Genomic DNA, 17,431 nt, shown 5'->3' on the forward strand with positions numbered 1-17,431 from the left:
GAACCTACCAGAAGGGAGCCCGCCATGGATGCCGCGATCGCGCCTGAGCGCATCGATCTCGCCGGCCTGGTTGCCGATCTCAACGCGCTGTTGCGGCTGAAGACCACGGTAATCGGGATGAAGCTGTTCAGAACCGTCGAAGATATGGAGGCGGTGCCGAAGATCCGGCGGCCCAACGCGATCCACACCACCGACCAGATCGTGTCGATGGCGTCGCGGCTCGGCTGGACGGTCGGCATCACCGCGGCCGATCTGGTCGGCGAACAGTGTCGCGCCGTGATCGGACTCGCACCGCAGGACGAGCAATGGCTCGCCGGGCGATCCTATGTCGGCGTCTGGCATGCGACGCAGGAAGACGCCAGCGCCCGTCAGCACGCGCTCGACGTGGTGCCGTTCGGCCAGCATCAGGCGATGGCGGTGTCGCCGCTCACGAGCGGCCGGCTCGATCCGCCGGATATCTGCCTCGTCTATGCGACGCCGGGACAGATGATCATCCTGATCAACGGACTGCAGTATGCCGGCTACAAGAAGTTCGAATGGAGCGTGGTCGGCGAGACCGCATGCGCCGATTCGTGGGGCAGGGCGCTGAAGACCGGCGAGCCGAGCCTGTCGCTGCCGTGCTTCGCCGAACGCCGCTACGGCGGCGTGCCGGACGAAGAGATGCTGATGGCGCTGAGCCCCGCGCATCTCGCCAAGGCGATCGACGGCATGAAGCAGCTCGCCAAGAACGGCCTGCGCTACCCGATCGCGCCCTACGGCATCCAGGCCGACGTTCGCGCCGGGATGGGCGTGTCGTATGCGAATAAATAATTCTCGTTGCCCCGTCATTCCGGGGCGCGAGCGAAAGCTCGCGAACCCGGAATCTTGAGATTGTTGAAGTTCGGCTGGTGCCCCGAGCGGCGAGATTCCGGGTTCACGCGCGTTGCGCGTGCCCCGGAATGACGCTGTGGGAGAGTGCGTAAGACAAGCGCCTCAATACGCGTTCTCACCCTTCAGCAGCGCCCACGGCGTCTTCGCCAGGATGTAGAGGTCGAACAGCACCGACCAGTTCTCGATGTAGTACAGGTCGAATTCGACGCGTTTCTGGATCTTCTCTTCATTGTCGATCTCGCCGCGCCAGCCGTTGATCTGGGCCCATCCGGTGATGCCCGGCTTGACGCGGTGGCGGGCGAAGTAGCCGTCGACGGCTTCGTCGAACAAGCGGCTCTGCAGCTTGCCCTGTACCGCATGCGGGCGCGGGCCGACCAGCGACAGATTGCCCTTGAACACCACGTTGAATAGCTGCGGCAGCTCGTCCAGGCTGGTGCGCCGGATGAAGCGTCCCACGCGGGTGACGCGTGGGTCGTTGCGGGTGACGACCTTGGAAGCCGTCGGGTCGGCCTGGTGGTGATACATCGACCGGAACTTGAACACGTCGATGCGCTCATTGTTGAAGCCGAACCGCTTCTGCCGGAACAGCACCGGGCCCGGACTATCGAGCTTGATCGCCAATGCCACCAGCGCCATCACGGGGGCGGCGAGCAGCAGGATCAGGCCGCCGACGACGCGGTCGAACACCTGCTTCATCACCTGATCCCAGTCGGTGATCGGCGCTTCGAACACGTCGAGCGTCGGCACCTTGCCGACATAGGAATAAGCGCGCGGCCGGAACCTGAGCTTGTTGGTGTGCGCCGACAGCCGGATGTCGACCGGCAACACCCACAGCTTCTTGAGCATGTCGAGGATGCGGGTCTCGGCCGAGATCGGCAGTGCGAACAGCACCAGATCGACCCGGGTGCGGCGGGCGAATTCGGGAATGTCGTCGACCTTGCCGAGCTTCGGCACGCCGGCGCAGGTGGGGAGCGAACGGTTATCGTTGCGGTCGTCGAACACGCCGAGGATGTGGATGTCGGAGGCATCGGCGTGTTCCGCCTTCAGCGCCTCGATCAATTTGGTGCCGTTGGCGTCGGCGCCGACGATCACCGTGCGACGATCGAGCCGCCCCTCGCATCCCCAGCGCCGGACCAGCGCGCGTACCGAAAGCCGCTCGACCATCAGCGCGGCAAGGCCGACAAAGTAGAACGACCCAAGCCAAAGCCGCGACACCTCGCCACCGAGCTTGGCGAAGAACGACGCGCCGATGAACAGCAGAAACACGAACGACCACGCCGAAATCAGCCGCGTCATCTGCTTCAGCGTGCCGCGGAACAGCTGGACTTCGTAGAGATCGGTGGCCTGGAACGTGATGATCGCGGTCAGCGTGGTGCCGAGGATCGCGGCGATGTACTCCCAGGCGAACCCGTCGCGGCGCACCACGAGCGCGAAATACAGCGCAACTCCGACAGCCGCGATCGTCAGGAAGTCTGCCAGCCGCACGAAGCCGGCAATCACGATCGGCGAATAGGCCGGCGGCACCTTCAGATTGGTGACGGCGAGGGCTGCCGGTGACAACCGCTTGCGGCGCTCGACCCGTGGCGCTCCCTCGCTGGTGGAGACTGCGGCGGTGCCGGCCGCAGCAGCGCTGATCATCGAACGGGCGCTGATCGGCTCCATGTGCTCAATTCCATTGTCCTTGACCGGCGCGACGTTTCGGTCGTCCGGCAACATCCCCCGTTCCGGCAATTAACGGAAAAATCGCAAGAAACGGTTAGCGCGATCGGAGAGACTCAGAACTTTGCCAGCGCCGCGCGGTAGCCCGCGAGCACACCTTCGACCATCGCCTTTTGGGAAAAATGCAGGAAGATTCGCTCCCGCAGCCGCCGGGTGCGCTCTTGGGCGGAGGCGAGATCGTCGAGCGCAGCGGCGATCGCTGCCGCCATCGCGGCGGGATCGCTGGGGGCGAACAGCGCATCGCGATGTTCGGGGCCGAAAATCTCCGGGATGCCGCCGACGTTGGCTGCGACCATCGGCACGCCGGCGGCGGCGGCCTCGATCACCACATAGGGCATCGAATCGCCGCGCGACGGCACCACCAGCAGGCGGCCCTGAGCGAAGCCGTGGCGTGCTTTGACATGGCCGATGAAGCGCACCGAGGCACCGAGATCGAGCCTCGCGACTTGGGCCTTCAATGCCTCGGTCTCTTCACCATCGCCGCCGAGCGTGAGCGTGACCGGCCGCCCTGCGGCGCGCAGCCATGCAATCGCATCGACCAATAGGTCGGCGCCCTTGATGTGGCGGAATTCGCCGACGTAGCAGACGTCGGTGGCGTCGGGCGCAACTGTGATCGGATCGAACTCGCCGGCCGTGACGCCGTTGAACACGCAGCGCACCAGGCCTTCGGGCTTGCCGATCATCCGCTCATAGGTGGCACGGGCGAATTCGCTCTCGAACAGGAACAGCTCGGTGCGGTTCATCGACATCCGCTCGAGCCGGCTGTAGAGCTGGCCCTTCAGAGTCGAGGTCGGGTAGTGCAGCGAGCCGCCGTGCGGGGTGTAGACCCGAATCGAGCCGGCCGGCCGCGGCACGATCCGCATGAAAATGCCGGCCTTGGCGCCGTGGCCGTGCAGCACGTCGGGCTTCAGATCGGCGATCAGGCGAACAAAACGGCCCCAGACGAACAGGTCGGTGACGCTCGGCTCGCGCCGGATCGGCAGCCGGTAGACGCCGAGCTTCATCTTCGGTGCGATTTCATCGAGCGCGGCCACTGCGCGATCGCCGCCGGTGAGGCTGTCGGTGATCAGCGCGACATCATGGCCGCGGTCGGCCTGGCCGTTAGCGAGATCGAGGATGTGGCGGATGATGCCCCCGACGGGGGCGCGAACCGCATGCACAATCCGCAGCGGCCGTTCCTGCGACGAAACGGTCATCGGGTCTCCAGTGCGCACGTCACCGCACACCGTCCGCCGCGACGGTGCGCAGCTGGACGGGAAGCGGTCAGGACGGCGACGCGAGACATGAGATCGATCCAGAAAAGATGATTCCGATTAACGACTTTCGTGGTTAACAAAGCGTGTTCGATCGTCTGCGGATAACATGAATTAGTTGCCCGCTCACGTCGAGATTAACCGCGTAGCAACCTTAATGGTTTGTAGTCGAAACCGAACTGACGGTTGGTAGCGTCATGTAGGAGTCGTCAATGCGGATCGCGTTCTGGCGCCGTAACATCGGTGAAACGGCGAAGGCTGCGGCCTCGCCACGCGAGGCCATAGCGACAGCCACCGCCTCGTCAGCCGCTCGCGCTGAATCGACGCCTCCGGAACCAGCGCCGAAGCCCGCGATCCGGCAGGCAATCTTCAAGCGGTCGCCGACCCGCACGATCACACCCGAGAAACCTGTGCCGCTTCCGCCGGACGGCGACATCGACGTTAGGTTGATCGGTCAGGCGCTGGCGCGCAAGAAGCATCTGATCATCGGGCCGACGCTGCTGGCGCTGGTTGTGTCGCTGGCGATCGTCAACCTGATCACCCCGCGCTACAAGTCTGAGGCACGGATCCTGATCGACGGCCGCGAGAACACCTTCCTGCGGCCTAGCGGCGATCGCGAAGAGCAGCGGAGCGCGCTCGATCCGGAAGCGGTGACCAGCCAGGTGCAGCTTCTGTTGTCGCGCGAGCTTGCGCTCGAGATCATCAAAAAGAACAAGCTCGCCGAACGCCCGGAATTCGATCCGGTACTGAAAGGCATCAATCCTATCAAATCGCTGTTGGCGCTGATCGGGATCGGCCGCGATCCGTTCGCGATGTCGCCGGAAGAGCGGGTGCTCACGGCTTACTACGAACGGCTGACGGCGTATGCGGTCGACAAGTCGCGGGTGATGGTGATCGAGTTCCAGTCCGAAGATCCCGACCTCGCCGCGCGCGTCGCCAATTCGATCGCCGACGGCTATCTGGTGTTGCAGCAGAATTTGCGTCGGGCGCAAGCCAAGTCGGCGGTGCAGTGGCTGTCCGGCGAAATCGACTCGCTGCGCAAGAAGGTCTCCGAAGCGGAGGACAAGGTCGAGGAGTTCCGGTCCAAGTCGAGCCTGTTCATCGGCACCAACAACACCACGCTGTCGAACCAGCAGCTCGGCGATATCAATGCCCAGCTCGCCAACGCCCGTGCACTGAAATCCGACGCCGAGGCCAAGTCGCGGCTGATCAAGGAAATGCTGAAGAGCGGCGGGCCGATCGAAGCCTCCGAAGTGCTCAACACCGAACTGATGCGCCGGCTCTCGGAACAGCGCGTCACGCTACGCGCCCAGCTCGCCGAACAGAGCTCGACGCTGCTCGGCGGCCATCCGCGAATCAAGGAACTGAAGGCGCAACTCTCCGATCTCGATCAGCAGCTCCGCGACGAGGCGGTGAAGCTGTCGCGCTCGTTCGAGAACGATGCCCGGATCGCCAGCAGCCGGGTGGAAAACCTGTCGGCGAGCCTGGATCAGTTGAAGAAGCAGGCCACGGCCACCAACGGTCAGGACGTGCAGCTCCGCGCACTGGAGCGCGAGGCCAAGGCGCAGCGCGATCTGTTGGAGACCTATCTGGCGAAATATCGCGAAGCGACGACCCGCGAAACCATCGACCAGAGCCCGGCGGACGGTCGGATCATCTCGCGCGCTATCGTCTCCAACATGCCGGCCTATCCGAAGAAGCTGCCGATTGTGCTGATCGCGACGCTGGCGACGTTGCTGCTGACGTCGGGCGGTATCGCCACCGGCGAATTGCTGCGGATGACCCAGCCGCGCGGTCGCGAGGTCGCGGAGTCGGCGATGGTCGAGCCGGAACTGGTGCCGGTGGCCGCGACCGCCCCGGTCGCGCCGCCCGTCGTTGCGCCCGCGCCGCCGATGCCGGCCGCACCCGCCGCGGCTGTTCCTGACGTTGCGGCGGCTGGTCCCGACGCAACTGCGGCAGCGGCTGTGGAGGCTGCGCCCGCGCCGGCAGCACCGACCGCGGGCGAGATCGAAGCGCTCGCGCAGCGCCTGCGTGGGGCCGGCGAGGGCGGGCGCAAGCTCACCGTGCTCGGTACCGGCGACACCGACGCGGTCACCACCACGGCCTTGGTGCTGGCCCGCCGTCTAGCGCAGGACGCCAAAGTGGTGCTGATCGACCTGTCGGAATCCTCGGAAATGCTGAAGGCCGCCTCGATCGATCGGTCGGCGCCCGGGCTCGCCGAACTGATGCTGGGCGAAGCTGCTTTCGGCCAGATCATCACCCGGGACAGTGCCTCGACGCTGCAATTGGTCAGCGCCGGCAAGCCGGGCTTCGACCGCATGCTGCTGCATTCGCCGCGTCTGGCGCTGGCGATTGATGCGTTGATGCGGGTGTACGATCACGTTCTGCTCGACGCCGGCACCGCTTCCGATCTTCCGGCGGAATTGCTGACGTCCGGGGCTCAGGCCGCCGTAGTGCCGGCGCCGACGATGACCAGCGAGGCCCGCAGCAAGATGGCCGAGCAGCTCGTCGCGGTCGGGTTTTCCGAGGTGACGATGCTGCGCCGAGCCGCCGATCCGATCGATCCGCGCGTCGCCGGCCCGCGCACTGCAGCAGCGTAACACCAAGAAAGCGGAACCAAGACAAACGCCCGGGCTGGTCCCGGGCGTCGTCGTTTCGGGATCGGGAATGAGGGTCCTCAGCGCGGCAGCGCGCCGCGCAGGCGCCGCACCAGCTGCATCGTCGCCGGACTGTGTTTGACCATGTGCTTGCCGCGGCCGACCGCAGCGAGCGCCGCGGCGGCCAGGCGGCCGCGTGGGCTGAGCGCAACGTAGCTGTCGAAGATCGGCTCGAGATCCTTGCAGAACATCTTCTTGTAGTCGTCGGAGCCGATGCCGAGGTCGATGAAGCGATAGCCGCGCGCCGCATAGTGATCGATGATGTGGCGCATCAGGATCAGGCCGGGGCTGTGGCGCGCCGCATCCGACAGCGTGTAGGTGTTGAACATCATCGAATAGCGGCTGCCGTCGGCGACGCCGGCATACATCGCGATCATCTCGTCGTCGCATTCCAGCGCATGGATCTCGATCGCGCGGCCCCCGCCTTTGAGTTCCGTGGCGCAGGCCTGGCGGATGAAGTCGGCAACGCCGGGGTCGGCGAACACGTCCGGCAGGTTCTGTGCCGCCATCCGCACCGGCTTGATCCGGAAGAATGCGTCGAGCAGGCGGTCGACGTCGGCCTGGGTCTGCGCTTGGCCGTACCGATAGCCGGCCAGTTCCTGCAGCTTGCGCTCTTTGCCCTTGAGCCGGCGACGCATCGAATTGCTGACGAGGTCGTTGGGCGCAGCGCCGGCCGGAAGCAGCAGCACCGGGCAGTCGTTGACCGAGGGCTGGCTCGGCAGCTGCGCCAGCGGGTTGGCGAGATCGTTCCAGCGCAGCGGCTGCTGCATCAGGGCGAGCACGTCGGCGCCGCCTGCATCGCGCAACCCGCCGAGCAACGCGTCGAGATCGAGCGCGTCCGCGGTGAGGGCGAAATCACGCCGCCATAACGGCATGTTGAAGGTGGTGTGTTTGCCGCCAAGAAAACTCGCCACGCGGACGCCGAATTTGCGCTCGACACCGAGCGGCAGCACCAGCAGCGGCCGGTCGTCGGCATCGCGGGCGACCGCGACGAACGGCTCGATCCGCTCGGCGCTGCCGACGTGGCGCTGCCATGCACTCAGGAGATCGAACCGCTGATACGGCGAGCAGTGACCACCGGACTGCTCGAGCGCGCGCCACATCGGTTCAGCGGCCGCAAGATCGCGAATGACTTCGACGCGGGCGATCCGGCTCTGCATCGTAGCCGCGCGATCGGCGGTCCGGGCTTCAGTCAGCACGGCCATCATCGTCATCCGGCAATCCAATGAGAACAAGCAAAGGCGTGATTCGAGCCGTGCGGACCTTTACAAACAAATCTCAACAAAGCGTAATGACGCAGCACAAAACCGGCACCGCACGCGGCGGCGCGAGGAATTAGCCTTGCCGAACAACGGTTGGTGGACGAAGGCAAGGCTGCAGGCCGCATATTTCAGCGGTCTCGCGCGAGTGTCGGAAGCACGCGGCGGCGGCGGTGGGGTGATGCTGCGGTTCGAGCGAGTGCGGCCGATGCGACGCGATCGGTTTCAGCCGTTGCGGGCTCACGAGATTACGCCGCAGTTTCTCGACGCGCTGCTACGCGCGTTGAAGCGCTGGAATTGTCCGGTGATATCGATCGACGAAGCGTGCGATCGCATCGCTGGCGGAGCGCCGGGCCGGTTCGTTTGTTTGAGTTTCGATGGTGGCTCGCGCGACGTCGTCACTTTTGCGTATCCGATCCTGGCGCGACATGGCGTGCCGTTCACAGTATATCTGCCGACCTCGTTCCCCGATGGGGTCGGCGAAGGTTGGTGGCTGGCACTGGAGCAGGTGATCGCCCGCACTGATCGCGTCGCGCTGCTGATTGATCACAACGAGCGGCGGTTCGACACCGCACGGCTGGACGACAAGGTCAGGGTCTTTCACTTCCTCGCGAGCTGGCTGCGCACGATGGCGCCGGTCCCGCTCACCGCGGCGATCCAGGATCTGTGCAAGCGTTACTCGGTCGATCTCGCCGCGGTGACGCGCGCAGCGGTGATGGATTGGGACGACATCGGCCGGCTCGCTGGGGATCCCAACGTCACCATCGGCAGCGCGACGGTAAACTACCCGGGACTCGCCAATGTCGCCGACACGGCGGCGCAGAAAGAGATCGCGATGGGCCGCGCAGTGCTGCAGGCGGCGCTCGGCCGCGAGGCGCGGCACTTCGCGTTTCCGTTCGGCGACCGCTGCAGCTTCGGCCCGCGGCACGTCGCGATGCTGAAGGAGGCGCGGTTCGCCAGCGCGGTGACGGCGATTCCCGGTGTGATCGGGCGCGGCGAAGGAGATTGCCTGGTGTTGCCGCGGATCGCCTGGGATGGCCGCTGCCGCTCACTGCGCGGGTTGCGGGTCATCGCGTCCGGGCTGATGCCGGGCGCCGCGCGGGGCATCGGGCGAAACCGATAGCAGGCGGCGCGTCGCTCACGGCGCCGGCGCGACGTCCTTGGCGTGGTTCTGCAAGTAAGCGCGGAGCAAAGCGACTTCCTCGCTGTCGAGCGCGGTCAGGCGTTTCATCGCATTGACGTGGCCGATCCAGGCGTCGGCCTTGGCGCTGCGCGGCGGCTTCAGCGCGTGGCACAGCGTGCAATTGTCGTCCTCGATCTGTGCCGCCAGCGTCCACAGCGACTTGCGCGACGTCACGAACCGCCCCGGCGCCGCACCGACCACCAGCCGCACCCGCGTCCACTGATCGTCGGTGTCCTCGTCGGTGGCGCTTTCCAGCGTCTCGAGCCTGGTGCGCGCGGCCTCGGTGAGCGTCGCGGCTAGAATACGCTTGCCGAAGCGCTGATACAGCAATTCCGGCGAGCCCTCGCGCTGCCAGCCGGTCAATTCCAGCGTCAGACGATCTGCTTCGGCGGCCCGCACCGTCACCGCGGTGCTGGCGGCGAGTTCGCCGGCGCTCTCTTCGGAGTCGCCGAGCCGGAGCGGCACCGAGCCGATCGCGTACAGCGTCGTACCCGGCGTCACGACCAGCTTGCTGGCATCGTCTTGCAATGCGGCGAATGCTCTGCGGTGTCCGGCGGTCACGTCCGGCATCCTGTGGGCGATGCCCTTGTGGCAGTCGATGCAGGTCTTGCCGGCCTTCATCGCGTCCTGCATCGCGCTCGCCGCCTTCGGCGTCTGCTTGTGGAAGTCCATCGCGTCGAAGGCGTGACAGTTGCGGCACTCACGGCTGCCGTTGGCGCGCATCCGGTCCCATTCGTGACGCGCGAGTTCGTGGCGCTTGGCTTCGAACTTCTCGCGCGTGTCGATGCTGCCGATCGCCCAGTGATAAAGCTCCTTGGTGGCCGTCACCTTGCGGATCAACATCGCGCCCCAGTCGCGCGGCACGTGACAATCGGCGCAGACCGCGCGCACGCCGGAGCGGTTGGTGTAGTGCGCGGTGGTCTTGTATTCCTGATAGACATTGTCGCGCATCGCGTGACACGACGTGCAGAACGCCAGGCTGTTGGTCGCATGCATCGCCGTGTTGAAACCGCCCCAGGCGATGACGCCGCCGGCGGCCGCCAGCAGGATGACGAGCGCCAGCGGACCGGGCCGTGCCAGTCGGCTCCAGATCGACGTCATGAGAGAGATCCGTGTTGGGCAGGCGATCTGCGACAGGCGGGGACGGCGGTATCGGTGCCGCCGTCCCCGTAGCGTCTTTCGGACCGCGCTTAGTCGAACGGCTTGGGCGGTGCGGTCGTATCGCTCGACGGAGGCAGGATCGGTAGCTTGAAGTCGGGCTGATCGCCGGTCAGCGTCTTGAGGAAGGCGACGATCTTGGCGTTCTCGTCCGGCGTGAATTTCTTGCCGAGCTGGATCCGCCCCATGGTCTCGACCGCGTCAGAGAGCTTCTGCGCCGCGCCGTCGTGGAAGTAGGGGTAGGTCAGCTCGACGTTGCGCAGCGTCGGCACCTTGAAGTTGAAGCGGTCGGCTTCCTCCTTGGTGACGGCAAAGCGGCCTTCGGCCGGGTTGTCGGTCTTGTACGGCTCGACCACGCCCATTTTCTGGAACGTGTTGCCGCCGACGGCGGCACCGTTATGACAGCCGGTGCAGCCGGAATCCTTGAACAGCTCGTAGCCGGCGCGCTCGGTCGGCGTCAGCGCTTTCTTGTCGCCCTTCAGCCATTTGTCGAACCGCGAATTCGGCGTCACCAGCGTCTCTTCGAACGCGGCGATCGCGCGCGTCACCTCGTCGATATCGACGGTGCTGTTCTGGCCGAACGCCGATTTGAACTCGGTGACGTAGCCTGGGATCGATTTCAGAAGGTCGACCGCGAGTTCGTGGGTGAACGCCATTTCGCCCGGATTGGCGATCGGTCCGCCGGCCTGATCCTTCAAGGTCAGCGCCCGGCCGTCCCAGAACTGCGCGACGTTGAGGCTGGCGTTGAGCACGGTCGGCGAATTGATCGGCCCCTTCTGCCAGTTGTGACCGATCGAGGTCTTGAGATTGTCCGACCCGCCCATCGACAGGTTGTGGCAGGAGTTGCACGAGATGAAGCCGGATTTCGACAGCCGCGGATCGAAGAACAGCTTCTTGCCGAGTTCGACCAGCTTCTGATCCTTCACCACGGCCGGTTTGATCGGCGAGATCGGCTCGTCAGTGGCGGCGCGGGCAGGAAGCGACAACGAAACGGAGAGCGCCGTCGCCAGGAGCAACACTTTTGCGGTTTTCATGCGAACCCCCAAGGGCAGGATGGCATCGAAGGGGGGACCGGCGGTCGCTCCGCGACGATGCGGAAGTGCCACTAGAGTAATTCTTATTCGCAATGCGTTGCTTTGATCGGGGTCAAACGTGGCGCCGCACAACACCGCTTTCGCCTCGTCCAACTACCTGGAATGGCTGCGGTTTTTTGTCGATCGGACATCCCTAAGGGCTGCCTTAGCCGAAAGTCAAAGATGTATTCGCATTTGCAAAAGCGGCGGCCCGGGCACTCCGGACCGCCGCTTTTCACCAAGGCTCGGATCAGTCTTCCAGCAGGCTGCGCAGCATCCAGGCGGTCTTCTCGTGGACGTCGAGGCGCTGCGTCAGCAGGTCGGCGGTCGGCTGGTCGTTGGCGTCCTCGACCAGCGGAAACAGTTCGCGCGCGGTGCGGGCGGTGGCTTCCTGCGCGGTGACCAGATGCCGGACCATCTCCATTGCCTTGGGCTGGCCTTCGACCTCGGCGATCGACGCCAGCTTGACGAATTCCTTGTAGGTACCCGGTGCTGGGAAGCCGAGCGACCGAATCCGCTCCGCGATCTGGTCGAGCGCGGTCCACTGCTCGGTGTACTGCGTCATGAACATCGCATGCAGTGTGTTGAACATCGGCCCGGTGACGTTCCAATGGAAATTGTGCGTCATCAGATACAGCGTGTAGGAATCGGCAAGCAGCCGCGACAGGCCGTCGGCGATCTTCGCGCGCTTGTCCTCGGGAATGCCGATGTTGATCTTGGCAGGCTTGGTCATGTCCAGTCCTTGTTGAATGCGCGCCGGCCGATAGCCGGCGGTCGTAGGCGAGTACCGGTCAGCGCTATCGCGCCGATCACGCGAGGGCATCGAAGCGACCTAAAATGGCATTCCTCGCGATCATTCGCACTATGCGCGGTACGCAACTACTAATCATTGTCATCAATCAATTTTCCGGTGGTTCGCGGTTACAGGTCCTGTAAACAAAATGCTTTGACCGCGAAGCGTTCTCAATTGCAGTTAGTAGACCGATGGAATTCATCGGGGGCTACTAATGATTTGGTGTGTGACCGCGTCGCGTCGCTGCGGCGTTCGGGGAATGAGACTAAAGGCGTCGCTGATCGCGGCGATCGGGGCACTGACCGTCACGGGCGTTGGGGCGCCAGCGATGGCGGAGGAGTTGCCGGGGTGGCTGTCGTACGCGGCGGGGCCGTCGCAGACCGCAGTCGCAAGCGCGCTGGCGGCGCCGGCCGCGGCGCACGACGATGTCGACACCGAGCACATCTTCGGCTTCAGCATGGGCTCGGACATCGGCAAGAAGGGCGAGATCGAACTCGAGATCGAGAATGTCGGCCGGTTTGGGCGACGGTTCGGCTCCTACACCGGCATCGGCGTCCTGTCGCAGGTCAAGTTCACGTTGACGGACAATTTTCGCGTCGCGCCCGGCATCAGCTTCGCCTCCACCCAGGTCAGCGGCGTGCCCGGCATGATCGACAATCGTCGCACCGCGATCGCCGGCGCATCGATGGAGTTCCGCTACAAAGTACTCGACCGCGACGTGATGCCGTTCGGCCTGACGCTGCATGCGGCACCGTCCTGGAATCGGATCGACGAGCTCACCGGTTTCGATGCGCAGATCTACGGCACCGAATTCGCCGCGCTGATGGACAAGGAGCTGATCCGCGGCAAGCTGTTCGCCGCGTTCAATCTCTGGTACTCCGGCGGCGCCTCGCGGGATCTCACCAACACATGGTCGCACGATTCCGAATTCGCCGTGCAGGGCGCGCTGTCCTACAAGGTCAATTCGATGCTGATCGTCGGCGTCGAGGCGCGCTACGTGCGGGCTTACGAGGGACTTGGGCTCGACCGGTTCTCCGGCGATGCGGTGTATGTCGGGCCGACGTTCTCGACGCATCTCACCGAGAAGATCGGCCTGTCAGGGACTTGGAGCACGCAGGTCGCCGGCAAGGCCTGCAACGATCCGCGCCACCTCAACCTCGATGATTTCGAGCGTCATCAGGCGATGCTGCGGCTCAACTATCTGTTCTGAGCCGCGCGCTCGCCAGCACACGAACGAACGCCGCCACCGGGATTTCGGTGGCGGCGTTGTCATTCTCGATGTTCGTGGGACTTCCGCCTATTCGGCAGGGTCGGGACGCGACATCCAGGTGACCAGCGGCATCGCCGGCAGCACCCAGCCGAGGCCGGCGACCACGTAGTACACCGCCTGCAGCCACTTCGATTCAGCGATCACCGGCGCCTGCGCGAACGCCATCGCGGTCAGCGACCACACGATCGCCAGCAGCAACAAGCCGACGGTTCCAATCAATTTGCGGGTTCGAATATTCATGCCTCGCTCACACGCCGTTGATGCGTTCTCGCAACGCCTTGCGCGTAAGAACGGCGGGACTATAGAGTGCGGAAAAATCCGTTCAAGGGATGCTTTATGACCATCGCCGCGGCGCCGCCATCCTCCCGAGTTCGCGCCGTTCGGATCTGGCTGACCCTGGTGGCGGCACTGATCGCGGTGATGGTGCTGGTCGGCGGTGCGACGCGGTTGACCGAATCCGGGCTGTCGATCGTCGAATGGAAGCCGGTCACCGGCACGCTGCCGCCGATCGGTCAGGCACAGTGGCAGGCCGCGTTCGACGGTTACAAGCAGATCCCGCAATATCGCGAACTGAACGCCGGGATGACGCTGGATCAGTTCAAGACCATCTTCTGGTGGGAATGGAGCCACCGGCTGCTCGGCCGGGTGATCGGCGTCGCCTATCTGCTGCCGTTTCTCTGGTTCCTGTGGCGCGGCGCGATCGGGCCGGAGTGGAAGCGAGCGCTGTGGGTCATCTTCGCGCTCGGCGCGCTGCAGGGCGCGGTCGGTTGGTGGATGGTGGCGTCCGGCCTGTCGCAGCGGACCGAGGTGTCGCAGGTGCGGCTTGCCACCCATCTGTCGTTGGCGCTGATCATCTACGCCGCGATCGTCTGGACGCTGCGCCGACTGTCGGAGCGGGTGCGCGAGGCGGCGCCGGCGCGGCTGAAAGCGACCGCGCTGGTGCTGCTCGGGCTGACCTTCGTGCAGCTCTATGCCGGTGCGCTGGTGGCCGGCCTGCGCGCAGGGCGGGTCTACAACACCTGGCCGACGATCGACGGCGCGCTGATTCCGGACGCGGCGCGGCTGTGGTTCGAAAGCCCGTGGTGGAAGAACCTGTTCGACAATCATCTCACCGTGCAGTTCGATCACCGGATGCTGGCCTATGCGCTGTGGACGCTGGCGGCGCTGCACATGATCGATGCGCTCAGGACGCGGGCAGGGGCCACCGCGCGCGGCGCGGTGCTGCTGTTCCTGGCGCTGACCGCGCAGGCCGCGCTCGGCATCCTCACCGTGCTGTACGCCGCGCCGATCGACCTCGCCCTGGCGCACCAGGCGATGGCGCTGGTGGTGCTGACGCTGGCGGTGCTGCAGGCTGAACGGCTGACGGCGCCGCGGCCCAAAGACGTCAGGCCTGCAGTCTCGGTGCCGGTCGGGCAGCACGGCTAGCACGCCGATTCTGCCGGCTCCCGCTTCGATCAGCTCGCGTTGGCGACAGGCCGCTTGCGCTCGAGATACGCCGCCAGGACCGGGGATAGAAACGCGATCGGCCAGATGAATTTCGGCAAACGCGGATCGAGAAGGCTGACGATGAGAGCCACCACGAACAACAGCAGCGAAAACATCGGTGTGACCAGCCTCGGCCAGTCGCCGCGCCGTGTCGCCGCGATCGTCCACAGCGCGGTATTGAACACCGCGATCAGAAACAGATTGAAGCTGTAGAGAATCGTGACGTTCGGCGAATCGTAGTTGTTACCGTACAGGCCGCACGTCACCGGCAGCAGGATGATCGACAGCAGGAAGAACAGGTTGATCATCACCTCGGAACGGGTGGCGTGGCTGGCATAGGCCAGTCGCTGCTGATGACTGAGCCAGAACATCCCGGCGACGATGAAGCTCAGCAGCAGCGTCGAAATGAAGGCGCCATAGACGTGCCACAGCTCCCGCCATTGCGGGTCGCCGCCGACGAATTTCTCGCGCGGCGCCTGATAGGCGAGCAGGGTCATGGCGACGCCGAAGATCGTATTGCTGAGCTGTTCCAGCCGCCGCTGTTCGATATGGCCGCTGCTCATGGCCGCCTCCTCGATGCCGCTCGCGGCGACTTGCGGTCAGCCGCCGAGCGCCTGGTCGAGGTCGGCGATCAGGTCGTCCTTGTCCTCGATGCCGATCGACACCCGCACCATGTTGGGCGCGGCGCCGGCCGCGGTCTTCTGGGCGTCGTCGAGTTGGCTGTGGGTGGTCGAGGCCGGGTGGATGATCAGCGAGCGGGTGTCGCCGACATTGGCCAGATGCGAGAACAGCTTCAGATTGGCGACGAGATCGACGCCGGCCTGATAGCCGCCCTTGAGGCTGAAGGTGAACACCGCGCCGGCGCCCTTGGGCGCATATTTGCGGGCGAGGGCGGCGTATTTGCTGGAGGCGAGGCCGGAGTAGTTGACCTCGTCCACCGCCTTGTGGCCGGCGAGGAATTCGGCGATCGCCTTGGCGTTCTCGCAGTGCTTCTGCATCCGCAGCGGCAGCGTCTCGATGCCGGTCAGCAGCATGAAGGCGTTGAACGGCGACAGCGCCGGGCCGAGATCGCGCAGGCCGAGCACGCGACAGGCGATCGCGAACGAGAAATTGCCGAACGTCTCCTGGATTTTCAGGCCGTGATATTCGGGCCGCGGCTCGCTGAGCATCGGATACTTGCCGTCCTTCGACCAGTCGAAGGTGCCGGCATCGACGATGATGCCGCCGAGCGAGTTGCCATGGCCGCCGAGGAACTTGGTCAGCGAATGCACCACGATGTCGGCGCCGTGATCGATCGGGCGGATCAGGTAAGGTGTCGCCAGCGTATTGTCGACGATCAGCGGGACGCCCGCATTGCGCGCGACTTCCGCAACCGCCTCGATGTCGGTGATGCTGCCGCCCGGGTTGGCGATCGACTCGATGAAGATCGCTTTGGTCTTCGGCGACACCGCGCGCTGGAAGCTGGCGACGTCGTCGGTGTCGGCCCACACCACGTTCCAGCCGAAGCTCTTGAAGGCGTGCGTGAACTGATTGATCGAGCCGCCGTACAGTTTGCGTGCGGCAATGAATTCGTCGCCCGGCTGCATCAGTTGCTGCAGCGCGACGAGCTGCGCGGCGTGGCCCGAGGCGGTGGCGAGCGCGGCGGTGCCGCCTTCGAGCGCGGCGACGCGTTCTTCCAGCACCGCCGTCGTCGGATTGGTGATGCGCGTGTAGATATTGCCGAACGCCTGCAGGCCGAACAGCGAGGCCGCATGATCGGCGTCGTTGAAGACGTAAGAGGTGGTCTGATAGATCGGCGTCGCGCGCGCACCGGTGGTGGGATCGGGCTGGGCGCCGGCATGGACCGCGAGCGTCGCGAATCCCGGGTTGCGTTCGGTCATGGTCGATCCCTCCATACTCTGGCTGATGGTTTTGGCTATCTGATCGGAACCCCGAACCAGGTCAAGCAGCGTCCGGCATGGCGCGGCGCGTCGTTCAACCCGGCTCGTTGCGGCTTTTGACGGCGCGGTCGGACGCGGCGGTATTAGCGCCGGCAACGCTCTGTCGATCGAGCGACAGCCGCATGCCCTTGACCGGGATCGGCGCGCGCTTGGCGCTGAGGGTGCGCGAATTCACCCCCATCCAGGAAATCTCCGACGACAGCCGGCCATATTCGATCTTCGGGCAGCGATCCATCACCACCTGGATGCCGGCAGCTTCGGCCCTCGCGGCGGCTTCGTCGTTGCGCACCCCGATCTGCATCCAGATCACTTTCGGCAGCGGCGACAACGCCAGCACCTCGTCGACCACCGGCATCACATGGGCGGAGCCACGGAACACGTCGACCATGTCGATCGGCCGGTCGATGTCCTTCAGCGACGCCACGAACGGCTTGCCGAGCAGGCTCTTGCCGACCTGTCCCGGATTGATCGGAATGACGTCGTAGCCGCGCTCGGTGAGATATTTGAACACGAAGTAGCTCGGCCGCACGTTGAGCGGCGAAGCCCCGACCATCGCAATCGTCTTCACACCGTTCAGGATCGCGCGGATGTAGCTGTCGGGGTAGCTGTCGTGATTCATTGGCTCAACATGTCCGAGATCCTCATGGTGAGGAGGCGCCGCAGGCGCCGTCTCGAACCATGAGTGTGGGGGGCTTTCATCCTTCGAGACGCGGCCTTCGGCCGCTCCTCAGGATGAGGAAACATTGCAGATGCTCACTTGTCCTTCCATTC

General features: G+C 65.0%; 15 protein-coding genes. 5 read left to right on the forward strand and 10 right to left on the reverse strand.

The window, feature by feature from the left end; all coding sequences use genetic code 11:
- Nucleotides 1-24: 24 nt before the first annotated feature.
- On the forward strand, nt 25-810 hold the full coding sequence (locus DNX69_RS07825; RefSeq protein WP_110785459.1) for a DUF169 domain-containing protein: 786 nt from the start codon (nt 25-27) through the stop codon (nt 808-810).
- Between the two features lie 162 nt (nt 811-972).
- Here the strand turns inward: DNX69_RS07825 and DNX69_RS07830 are convergent, their stop codons facing one another.
- Together DNX69_RS07830 and DNX69_RS07835 are read right to left on the reverse strand one after the other, a co-directional pair.
- A complete protein-coding gene (locus DNX69_RS07830) occupies nt 973-2,532 on the reverse strand; it encodes an undecaprenyl-phosphate glucose phosphotransferase (RefSeq protein ID WP_110786016.1) in 1,560 nt (519 codons plus the stop codon).
- A gap of 113 nt (nt 2,533-2,645) precedes the next feature.
- A complete protein-coding gene (locus DNX69_RS07835; RefSeq protein WP_110785460.1) occupies nt 2,646-3,785 on the reverse strand; it encodes a glycosyltransferase family 4 protein in 1,140 nt (379 codons plus the stop codon).
- A gap of 269 nt (nt 3,786-4,054) precedes the next feature.
- Here DNX69_RS07835 and DNX69_RS07840 point away from each other — a divergent pair, with 269 nt between their 5' ends.
- Nucleotides 4,055-6,442, forward strand: a complete 2,388-nt coding sequence (locus DNX69_RS07840) for a GumC family protein (protein ID WP_110785461.1) — start codon at nt 4,055-4,057, stop codon at nt 6,440-6,442.
- 77 nt (nt 6,443-6,519) lie between these two features.
- Here the strand turns inward: DNX69_RS07840 and DNX69_RS07845 are convergent, their stop codons facing one another.
- The gene (locus tag DNX69_RS07845; protein WP_110785462.1) at nt 6,520-7,713 is read right to left on the reverse strand and encodes a GNAT family N-acetyltransferase; all 1,194 of its coding nucleotides are present in this window, start codon (nt 7,711-7,713) and stop codon (nt 6,520-6,522) included.
- Nucleotides 7,714-7,840: 127 nt separating this feature from the next.
- On the opposite strand from DNX69_RS07845, the gene DNX69_RS07850 reads away from it, so the two are divergent.
- Nucleotides 7,841-8,881 carry a polysaccharide deacetylase family protein gene (locus DNX69_RS07850; protein ID WP_110785463.1) on the forward strand — a complete coding sequence of 347 codons (1,041 nt, stop codon included), beginning with the start codon at nt 7,841-7,843 and terminating at the stop codon, nt 8,879-8,881.
- A 15-nt stretch (nt 8,882-8,896) separates the two neighbouring features.
- Here DNX69_RS07850 and DNX69_RS07855 read toward each other — a convergent pair whose 3' ends face one another.
- The 3 genes from DNX69_RS07855 to DNX69_RS07865 all read right to left on the reverse strand — a co-directional run bounded on the left by DNX69_RS07855 (nt 8,897) and on the right by DNX69_RS07865 (nt 11,905).
- The gene (locus tag DNX69_RS07855; RefSeq protein WP_110785464.1) at nt 8,897-10,042 is read right to left on the reverse strand and encodes a NapC/NirT family cytochrome c; all 1,146 of its coding nucleotides are present in this window, start codon (nt 10,040-10,042) and stop codon (nt 8,897-8,899) included.
- 89 nt (nt 10,043-10,131) lie between these two features.
- On the reverse strand, nt 10,132-11,133 hold the full coding sequence (locus DNX69_RS07860; RefSeq protein WP_110785465.1) for a cytochrome-c peroxidase: 1,002 nt from the start codon (nt 11,131-11,133) through the stop codon (nt 10,132-10,134).
- 289 nt (nt 11,134-11,422) lie between these two features.
- Complete coding sequence (locus DNX69_RS07865; protein WP_110785466.1) at nt 11,423-11,905, reverse strand: Dps family protein; 483 nt, start codon at nt 11,903-11,905, stop codon at nt 11,423-11,425.
- Between the two features lie 319 nt (nt 11,906-12,224).
- Between DNX69_RS07865 and DNX69_RS07870 the strand changes: the two genes are divergently transcribed.
- Nucleotides 12,225-13,175 (forward strand): hypothetical protein, encoded by a 951-nt coding sequence (locus DNX69_RS07870; protein ID WP_165825212.1) that lies wholly within the window; start codon nt 12,225-12,227, stop codon nt 13,173-13,175.
- 87 nt (nt 13,176-13,262) lie between these two features.
- Here DNX69_RS07870 and DNX69_RS07875 read toward each other — a convergent pair whose 3' ends face one another.
- Entirely contained in the window at nt 13,263-13,475 is a 213-nt protein-coding gene (locus DNX69_RS07875) for a DUF2842 domain-containing protein (protein WP_110785468.1), read from the reverse strand.
- Between the two features lie 96 nt (nt 13,476-13,571).
- Between DNX69_RS07875 and DNX69_RS07880 the strand changes: the two genes are divergently transcribed.
- Nucleotides 13,572-14,660 carry a COX15/CtaA family protein gene (locus DNX69_RS07880; RefSeq protein ID WP_110785469.1) on the forward strand — a complete coding sequence of 363 codons (1,089 nt, stop codon included), beginning with the start codon at nt 13,572-13,574 and terminating at the stop codon, nt 14,658-14,660.
- Between the two features lie 29 nt (nt 14,661-14,689).
- On the opposite strand, the gene DNX69_RS07885 is transcribed toward DNX69_RS07880, so the two are convergent.
- From DNX69_RS07885 to DNX69_RS07895, 3 genes are all read right to left on the reverse strand, one after another.
- Nucleotides 14,690-15,283 (reverse strand): TMEM175 family protein, encoded by a 594-nt coding sequence (locus tag DNX69_RS07885; RefSeq protein WP_110785470.1) that lies wholly within the window; start codon nt 15,281-15,283, stop codon nt 14,690-14,692.
- 36 nt (nt 15,284-15,319) lie between these two features.
- The gene (locus DNX69_RS07890; protein WP_110785471.1) at nt 15,320-16,600 is read right to left on the reverse strand and encodes an O-acetylhomoserine aminocarboxypropyltransferase; all 1,281 of its coding nucleotides are present in this window, start codon (nt 16,598-16,600) and stop codon (nt 15,320-15,322) included.
- Nucleotides 16,601-16,694: 94 nt separating this feature from the next.
- On the reverse strand, nt 16,695-17,279 hold the full coding sequence (locus DNX69_RS07895) for a CoA-binding protein (protein ID WP_110785472.1): 585 nt from the start codon (nt 17,277-17,279) through the stop codon (nt 16,695-16,697).
- Nucleotides 17,280-17,431: the final 152 nt, after the last annotated feature.

Source organism: Rhodopseudomonas palustris (assembly GCF_003226555.1).
GTDB lineage: Bacteria > Pseudomonadota > Alphaproteobacteria > Rhizobiales > Xanthobacteraceae > Rhodopseudomonas > Rhodopseudomonas palustris_I.

What these genes read in the sequence shown, in the direction of transcription:
- DNX69_RS07890 (WP_110785471.1), bottom strand. Translation starts at nt 16,600, where the DNA reads ATGACCGAACGCAACCCGGGATTCGCGACGCTCGCGGTCCATGCCGGC.
- DNX69_RS07885 (WP_110785470.1), bottom strand. Translation starts at nt 15,283, where the DNA reads ATGAGCAGCGGCCATATCGAACAGCGGCGGCTGGAACAGCTCAGCAAT.
- DNX69_RS07870 (WP_165825212.1), top strand. Translation starts at nt 12,225, where the DNA reads ATGAGACTAAAGGCGTCGCTGATCGCGGCGATCGGGGCACTGACCGTC.
- DNX69_RS07840 (WP_110785461.1), top strand. Translation starts at nt 4,055, where the DNA reads ATGCGGATCGCGTTCTGGCGCCGTAACATCGGTGAAACGGCGAAGGCT.
- DNX69_RS07895 (WP_110785472.1), bottom strand. Translation starts at nt 17,279, where the DNA reads ATGAATCACGACAGCTACCCCGACAGCTACATCCGCGCGATCCTGAAC.
- DNX69_RS07835 (WP_110785460.1), bottom strand. Translation starts at nt 3,785, where the DNA reads ATGACCGTTTCGTCGCAGGAACGGCCGCTGCGGATTGTGCATGCGGTT.
- DNX69_RS07880 (WP_110785469.1), top strand. Translation starts at nt 13,572, where the DNA reads ATGACCATCGCCGCGGCGCCGCCATCCTCCCGAGTTCGCGCCGTTCGG.
- DNX69_RS07875 (WP_110785468.1), bottom strand. Translation starts at nt 13,475, where the DNA reads ATGAATATTCGAACCCGCAAATTGATTGGAACCGTCGGCTTGTTGCTG.
- DNX69_RS07860 (WP_110785465.1), bottom strand. Translation starts at nt 11,133, where the DNA reads ATGAAAACCGCAAAAGTGTTGCTCCTGGCGACGGCGCTCTCCGTTTCG.
- DNX69_RS07845 (WP_110785462.1), bottom strand. Translation starts at nt 7,713, where the DNA reads ATGACGATGATGGCCGTGCTGACTGAAGCCCGGACCGCCGATCGCGCG.
- DNX69_RS07830 (WP_110786016.1), bottom strand. Translation starts at nt 2,532, where the DNA reads ATGGAGCCGATCAGCGCCCGTTCGATGATCAGCGCTGCTGCGGCCGGC.
- DNX69_RS07855 (WP_110785464.1), bottom strand. Translation starts at nt 10,042, where the DNA reads ATGACGTCGATCTGGAGCCGACTGGCACGGCCCGGTCCGCTGGCGCTC.
- DNX69_RS07865 (WP_110785466.1), bottom strand. Translation starts at nt 11,905, where the DNA reads ATGACCAAGCCTGCCAAGATCAACATCGGCATTCCCGAGGACAAGCGC.
- DNX69_RS07825 (WP_110785459.1), top strand. Translation starts at nt 25, where the DNA reads ATGGATGCCGCGATCGCGCCTGAGCGCATCGATCTCGCCGGCCTGGTT.